This is a genomic window from Clostridium tarantellae (assembly GCF_009295725.1).
GTDB classification, from domain to species: domain Bacteria; phylum Bacillota; class Clostridia; order Clostridiales; family Clostridiaceae; genus Sarcina; species Sarcina tarantellae.
Genome location: NZ_WHJC01000144.1, coordinates 1 through 8,819 on the forward strand (window position 1 = coordinate 1; position 8,819 = coordinate 8,819).

An 8,819-nucleotide genomic window follows, 5' to 3' on the forward strand; every position below is an offset into this window, starting at 1 on the left:
GGAGGACCAAGTGATGGTGCAACTACCTTAACTGTAAATGTAGCAGCTGCAGGGAATTATAATTTAGCAGTGAAGTATATAGGGGTAGATGCTAATAGAAACTTAAAGATAGATATAAATGGAACAAGCACAGGAGAAGTTTACACTCCAACACCAACTAATGGATGGTCCATAGGAGATGCTAAGACCTTTACTGTGGCAGTAAATTTAAATAGTGGAACAAACACTATTAAGTTCCATGGAGATGGAATAAACTATGGTCCAAGTCTTGGAGAAGTAACTTTAACTTTAATATCTACAATTGAAACAATTATGAAAACTTATAATTATAATGTTGTTAATGGATTATTAGAAAATGGAGCAAGAATAGATGAGATAGCAAACTTAGCAACTTATATAGGTGGGCCAACAAATGGAGCTTCAACTATTGCAGTAAATGTATCTAATGATGGAGTATATAATTTAATTATAAATTATAGAAATAATAATAGACCACTAAAAATAGATGTTAATGGAATTAATACAGGAACAATATATAATATTACAGGAGATTATTCAGGATCATTTAATTTACCAATAACTTTACAATCAGGATTAAACAAACTAAAATTTTATGGAGATGGAATAAACTATGCACCAGATTTAGGTGTATTTACTTTAATAGAAATATCATCAAAGTATAATTTTAATACAGTAGATGGAATACTTTCTAATGGAGCTTTAATAGAGGATGCCGGAGGAGTTAACGTGGTAGGATGGATAGGAGGACCAAGTGATGGTGCAACTACCTTAACTGTAAATGTAGAAAGTGCTGGTAGTTATAATTTAGCAGTACAGTATATAGGAGCAGATGCTAATAGAAACTTAAAGATAGATATAAATGGAACAAGTACAGGTTTAGTTTATACTCCAACACCAACTGATGGATGGACTATAGGAAATTCTAAAATATTTTCTATAACAGTAAATTTAGATAGTGGGTCTAATACTATTAAATTTCATGGAGATGGAACAAATTATGGACCAAGTTTAGGACAAGTAACATTAAGATTAATTTCTACAACTTCTATAACTATACCAAATACAATAGAAAGTAAAGCAATTTATAAATATAATGCAATAGATGGAGTACTTTCTAATGGAGCTTTAATAGAGGATGCTGGAGGAGTAAATGTGGCAGGATGGATAGGAGGACCAAGTGATGGTGCAACTACTTTAACTGTAAATGTGGAAAATGGAGGAAAGTATAATTTAGTAGTACAGTATATAGGAGCAGAATCTAATAGAAACTTAAAGATAGATATAAATGGAGTAAATACAGGATCAGTTTATACTCCAACACCAACTGATGGATGGACTATAGAAAATGTTAAAACCTTTACTGTGGCAGTAAATTTAAATAATGGAATTAATACTATTAAGTTTCATGGAGATGGAATAAACTATGGTCCAAGTTTAGGAGAAGTAATTTTAAGTTTGCCTATAACAACACAAACAATAATACCAGCATCAGTTAATGTTCTTAATTTTGAGCCATTAATGTATACAGTTTCTCATGGAAAGTTGAATAATGGTGCAAAACTTGATTTATCCAATTTTGTAATTAATTTAGGAGGTGTTAAAGGAGGAAGTTCTATTTTAACTATTGATGTTCCAATTAATGGATTATACCATTTTATATTAACAGTAAGAAATACTGATTCATTTATAAAAAATTTGAAATTAGAAATAAATGATGTAGAATTAGATACAAATTATGTTATAGCAAATACTTTATTATCCACTTTAAGTAGCAAAATTAATCTTAAATCAGGTAATAACAAAATAAAATTTTATGGTGATGGTAATAATAAAGCACCAGATTTAGGAGCATTTACACTTTATTATCTTAAAGAAGGGAATGAAAGTGCAGAGGTGTTATTTCCAATAACTTATAATGTTACCATGGGAGTATTAGGTGGTAAAGCTATTATAAATAAAGAAATTTTCTCAGGATATGTAACTAATTTAGTCTCAGGTAATCCACCATCCTATGTTACAATGATAGCTTACATTCCTAAAAACGGGGAATATACTATAGTGATAAATTATATAAATTCTAAAAAAACGGAAGCTTTGAAAGTATTACAAATCAGTATAAATGGAGTTCATATTGAAAAAAGGGTTTATCCAATTGAATCATCTAATCAAGGAATAATTAAAGTTAATGTTAACTTTAATAAAGGAATAAATACCATTACTTTCTCAGCAAATTTAGATAGTGATTGTCCAGATATAGGAGATTTTACTATAGATTATTTGCATATAAATTAATTTTAAAATTGTATATTTTATAAAAAATTAAAAGCACTTAAATATTAAAATTTTTATTTAAATATTTAAGTGCTTAATTTAAATACTTTATTTAAATTATGAAATTAGTATTAAATTTTTACATATTAAGAGTTTGAAAAGATTGAAAATAAAAATTAAATATAAAAACTTGTTGAAAATATAAGCAAAATATGTAAAAATTATACTGTAAACATTTAAAAAGGAAGGGGATGTGAATAATTTGAAAAAAGTTTTAGCTTTAATAATGACAGCTTCATTAATAACCAATTTTTCTGTTACATCAGTTTTAGCTACAGAGTCTGCTAAAAATATGGAAAAAACCATTACTAAATTAAAAACTGAACTTATTAAAAATGATTCTAGAAAAATTGATTTTACACAAGATTGGAAATTTAATTTAGGCAATGTGAATGGTGCAGAATCTAATAATTTTGATGATTCTTCATGGAGAACATTGGATTTACCTCATGATTGGAGTATAGAATTAGATTTTAATCCTAATTCAGTGGCAACTCATGAAGGCGGATGGCTAGATGGAGGAACTGCATGGTATAGAAAAACATTTACTTTAGAAGATTCAATGAAAGGAAAGGAAATCTCCATAGATTTTGATGGAGTTTACATGGAAAGTGAAATTTATGTAAACGGTACAAAGGTTGGAGAATATCAAAATGGATATACTCCTTTTAGTTTTAACATTGAAGATAATCTTAAATTTAATGGAGAAGAAAATATAATAGCTGTAAAAGTAGTTAATAGACAGCCTAGTAGTAGATGGTATTCTGGTAGTGGTATTTATAGAAATGTTTATTTGACAGTTACAGATCCAATACATGTAGACAGATATGGTACATTTGTAACAACACCAACATTAGAAGAAGATTTAAAAATTGGTAATGGAGTAAATGTTAATGTAAAAACAGAAATAAATAATACTAAAAACATAGAAAAAACAGTTAATATAAAATCTAAAATTTTTTCACCAAGGGGAGAATTAGTTTCAGAGTATGAAACTAATGAAGTTTTATCAGTAGGTATTAATAATATTAATCATAATTTAACTGTGCAAAATCCAACACTTTGGGGTGTATATAACGGAAATATGTATAAAGTTATTACTGAAGTTGAGATGGATGGAAATATTGTAGATACTTACGAAACACCTTTTGGTTTTAGGTATTTTGAATTTGATGAAGATAAGGGATTTTCATTAAATGGTGAAAATATGAAGCTTAATGGAGTGTGTATGCATCATGATCTAGGTGCATTAGGTTCGGCTGTTAACTATGATGCTGTTGAAAGGCAAATATTGATGTTAAAAGATATGGGAGTTAATGCAATAAGAATTACTCATAATCCAGCATCAAATGAATTTATAAAAATATGTGAAAGAGAAGGAATACTTCTTATAGATGAGGCTTTTGATTGTTGGGAGCAATCAAAGAAAACTTATGATTACGGAAGATTTTTCAATCAATATGCTAAAAGAGATATACAAGCTATGGTTGATAGAGGTAAAAATAGTCCATCTATAATAATGTGGTCTATAGGGAATGAAATTTATGATACAAATAATGCTAAAGGCGTAACTATAGCAAAAAATCTAGTTAAATGGATAAAAGAAATAGATCCAACGAGACCTACAACTATAGGAGAGGATAAATATAGAGGAAATAAAGAAGATGATGTACCAAACTATCACACATATAGAGACCAAGTTATGGAAGCTGTTGATATAGTAGGATATAATTATAGTGAAAATGTATATGATGTACATCATGCAGATAATCCAGAAAGAAAAATGTATGGTTCAGAAATATCTTCTGCAGTAAGATCAAGAGGTGTATATTTAGATCCAAATATCCCTAATATTAGTGATTATGATAATTTACAAACCTCATCTTATGATAATTCAGTAGTTGGATGGGGAAGATCTATGGAGGATTCTACAAAAAGAGATAGAGATAGACAATTTAGTGCAGGTCAGTTTATATGGACAGGATTTGATTATATTGGAGAACCAACTCCTTTTTACAATTCTTTCCCAGCAAAAAGTTCATATTTTGGAGCTATAGATACAGCAGGATTTGAAAAAGATGCATTTTATTTTTACCAAAGCCAATGGACAGAGGAACCAATGTTACATCTTTTACCACATTGGAATTGGAAAGAAGGAGAAAATATTAAAGTTTGGGCATATTCAAATGTAGATACTGTGGAATTATTTTTAAATGGAGAATCTTTAGGAGAAAGAAGTTTTGAAAATAAAACTACTAATTATGGTAAAAATTATCTTGAAACATCAGATGGAAAACTACATTTAGAGTGGGATATTCCATTTCAAAAGGGAACAATAAAGGCTGTAGCTAAGAAAGATGGTGTTATTGTTGCAGAGGATGAAATAACAACAGCAGGAGAAGCAGCAGCAATAAAAATGACACCAGAAAAAAAAGTAATAGAGGCTGATGGTAAATCATTATCTTTTATAGAGGTTGATGTAGTAGATGAAAACGGAATAATGGTACCTGATGCAGATAATCTTATAGAATTTAAAGTAACTGGTGGAGAAATTGTTGGCGTTGATAATGGTAATGCAGCTAGTGTAGAACGATTTAAAGATGACAAAAGAAAAGCTTTTAGTGGAAAGGCTTTACTTATTGTACAAGCAGATGAAACTGAAGGAACAGTTACAGTGGAGGCAAAATCAAAAGGATTAGACTCTGATTTAACCACAGTTTATAAGATTAATCCTTCAGAAGAAAATAATAATAAAATAGTTGGTATAGAACCAATATTAATAAATTTAACAAAAGGAGAAAAGCTTAATTTACCAACAGAAGTGGAAGCTACTTATGGAAATAGCAATTCAAAAATGGTATCTGTAACATGGGATACTATAAATGAAGATGATTTTGATAAAATAGGAGTAGTTAAAGTTAAGGGAACAGTTGAGGGAACATCCATAAAAGCAGAAGCTATAATTACTATAAGAGATATAATAGGAGTAAAACCATATTCCACAGTAACAAAAGTTGGAGAAGTTCCAATATTACCACAAGAAGCTTATATGATTTATAGTGATGGTAAAGAAAAAAGTAGTTCTGTAGTTTGGGAAGAGATAGATCCAAGTAAATATGCAGAGGTAGGAACTTATATAGTTGAAGGAATAGTTGAAGGAACAGCAAATTATAAGGCAGAATCAAGAATAAGAGTTACTAATGAAACTACAAGAACTAATATTGCACTTTCATCAGCACCTACTAAAGGAATAGGAATTGCATCACAAACAGGTTCTGGAGATTCAACATCACATTTAAATGATGGAATTATATCATTTAATAATAGTCCTAAAAATAGATGGACAAATTGGCCTGCAACTTCAAATGATTGGGCTGGCATAGAGTGGAAAGAAAATCAGACTTTTGATAATATGAATTTATATATATATTCAGATTCTGGATGTGAAGCACCAACAAGTTTAGTTATTGAATATTTTGATGGACAAAATTGGATACCAGTATCTAATATGGAAATGACTCCGGCAGTTCCAGTTAATAATACTAAACATGAGATAACTTTTGATACTGTAACAACAAATAAAATAAGAGTTAATATGACTCCAACATCAGGAAAATCGTTGGCTTTAACGGAAATTGAAATTTTTGGAGAATTAATAACTGAAAATGATGATGCAAAATTATCAGAAATTTTAATAAATGGTGAAGTGTTAGAAGATTTTTCACCAGATAAAACTGAGTATGAAATAAAAATGCCATATGGAGCAAAAATTCCAGAAATAAAAGTTTCAACAGTTAATAATGGAGTAGAGACAATAATTCCTCCAACAAGTTTGCCAGGTGAAGCTACAATAACTGTTACATCTGAAAGTGGAAAAAATGAACAAGTTTATACAATTAAATTTATTGAAGAAGATCCATATTTAAATGAAGCTGTTATATCAGTGCCTGATACAAATGTTAAGGAAGATGATCTAATAGATTTAGATATAAAAGCATATTTAGTTAATGGAGAGTTAATTAATAATAATGATGCAACTATAGAATTTATTACGTCTGACAAATCTGTAGTTGAAATTAGAAATGGTCAATTAGCTATAGTTGGTGGTGGAGAAGCAGAAATTTATATTAATGTAACTTATAAAGATAGAACTGTAACTTCAAATAAATTAAATATATCATCAACACCATCAAATGTTGAAAAAATAATATTATCTTTAAATGAGGAAAATATTATTACTGGCAAAGGAGTGCTTCCAGTATTACCTAAAACTATTACAGCTAATTATAATGTAGGATTATCTAAAGAGAAAACTGTTATTTGGGATGATATAAATCCTGAAGATTATAAAAAAGTAGGTAGTTTTAAAGTATATGGAAAGGTAGAAGGAACATCAATAAAAGCAGTAGCTAATGTAGAGGTAAAAGGTGAAATAGCAATACAAAATATATCTACTGTTACTTTAGTTGGAGAAGAACCAATTTTACCAGGAGAAGTTACTGTTTATTATAGTGATGGAGCAGAAGTGCAACTTCCAGTTTCGTGGGAAAAATTATCGAAAAGAAAACTTTCAAAAACTGGAGAATATACTTTGCAAGGAAATGTTGAAGGATCTAATTTAAAAGCCACTGCAACAGTAAGAGTATCAGAAGATTTTGAAAAAGGATTAAATATATCAAGATTTCAAAATGGGTATGATTATCCAAGGACAGCAGCATCTTATTCTAATGAGCCACCAATATCTACATCATCAAATGATAGATTATCTCATATAAATAATGATATAATTTCTTTTGATGATTCGCCACATGATAGATGGACTAATTGGAAGTCAAATCCAGATAAAGATGGATGGGTTTCCGTAGAATTTGGAAGAAGTGGTCCCCAAGAATATTATGTTGATGAAATGACTGTTAACTATTTTACTGATCATGGAATAGCTTTACCAAAATCAGCTAAAGTACAGTATAAGCAAAATGGAGAATGGAAAAATGTTACTGGACAATCTTTAGAAAATGGAGAATTTAACAACACTAGAGTTTATAAATTTGATAAAGTTAAAACTTCAGAATTAAGATTAGTTATGAATGCTGAAAATGGAAAATCACTAGGAATAACTGAATTGCAAGTTTATAAAAATGATGTTATAAAAAATACTAATAATAAAGCTAGTGAAATAAAATTAAATGGTAATTTAATATCTAATTTTAATCCAGAAACTTTAGAGTATGAAGTTATTTTAAATGATAATGATTTTCCAAAAATAACTGCTAAAGCAGAAGAAAATGCATCTGTAACAGTAGTACCAGCAACATATAAAATAGGAAAATCAAAAATAATTGTTACTGCAGAAGATGGTTCTTCAACAATTTATGAAATAAACTTTATAAAAAATGAAGATAAAATATCTAAAGAAAAATTAGAAGAAAAAATTAATATTACTACTGAGTTGCTGTCAGGAAATTATACTGAAGAAACTTTGAAAATTTTAAATGATGCTTTAAATTATGCAAAGAAAGTATATATGAATGAAAAGTCAACACAATATGAGGTAGATAGTGCAGCTACAATGCTTCAAGATGCTATAGATCAGTTAGTGGAATTAGAAATATCAGCTGACATAAATAAAGATGGTAAAGTTGATATAGGAGATTTGTCATTAGCAGCAAAGTACTATGGACAAGAAAAATCAGAGTATGATCTAAATGGAGATAATATAATTGATGAATTTGAAATAAATTATATTAGTGGAAAAATTTTAGAGCAATAAAATTAAAAACAAGTTATATGGGAGTTTTTGTTAAAAAGCTTTCATATAACTTTATTTTTTTAGTATTTAATAAATACTAATAAAGAGTATACACAATATTAAATAAAAAAGTATAAGATAATAATAAAAATTTAAATTTTAAATGTATAATTTTGGAGTATTAATAATTTATTATGAGGTGATAAAAATTTTATTTAGTAGTATTATTATATCTAATAATAAATATGTGTTAATTTTAAAGAAAGGGGATAAATGGACAATTCCTAGTAAAATTTTAAATTTAAAAGAAGTAAATATTGATATAATCTGCAAAGAAATTCAAGAAATAATAGGTATAAAGTTAACATCAAAAGAGTGCGTATTAATAAAAAATATAAACGAATTTAAAGAAAATAAAAAGAAAGAGTTAGATTTTCATAAGTGTTATTTATTTAATATTGAAGAAAATGATATAATTATACTTAAAAAAGAAAGTGGATTTTGTGATGGAAAATGGGTACAGTTAAAAGATATAGATTATTATTTGAAAAATAATGATATGAAAAATTATATAAAAAAAATAGAAAAAATCACTAGTGTTTAATCTTTGGATTCAAATACCATTGACAAATTTTAATTAGAAAAAAGTTTATAAATTACCAAAAATTTAGACGTGAAAATAGCCGGTAACCTTTGTTTTAATATAATTACCAAAAAC

General features: G+C 28.0%; 3 protein-coding genes. All 3 read left to right on the top strand.

Translation table 11 applies throughout. The features are described 5' to 3' along the window. The coding region (locus GBZ86_RS17140; RefSeq protein WP_479690745.1) for a carbohydrate-binding protein at window positions 1-2,313 on the top strand (2,313 nt) is incomplete at its 5' end. A 241-nt stretch (window positions 2,314-2,554) separates the two neighbouring features. Beyond that, window positions 2,555-8,122: an Ig-like domain-containing protein gene (locus tag GBZ86_RS09875; protein WP_152890228.1), complete on the top strand. Its 5,568-nt coding sequence runs from the start codon at window positions 2,555-2,557 to the stop codon at window positions 8,120-8,122. A gap of 142 nt (window positions 8,123-8,264) precedes the next feature. Further along, complete coding sequence (locus GBZ86_RS09880; RefSeq protein WP_152890230.1) at window positions 8,265-8,705, top strand: hypothetical protein; 441 nt, start codon at window positions 8,265-8,267, stop codon at window positions 8,703-8,705. The last annotated feature ends 114 nt before the right edge of the window (window positions 8,706-8,819 follow it).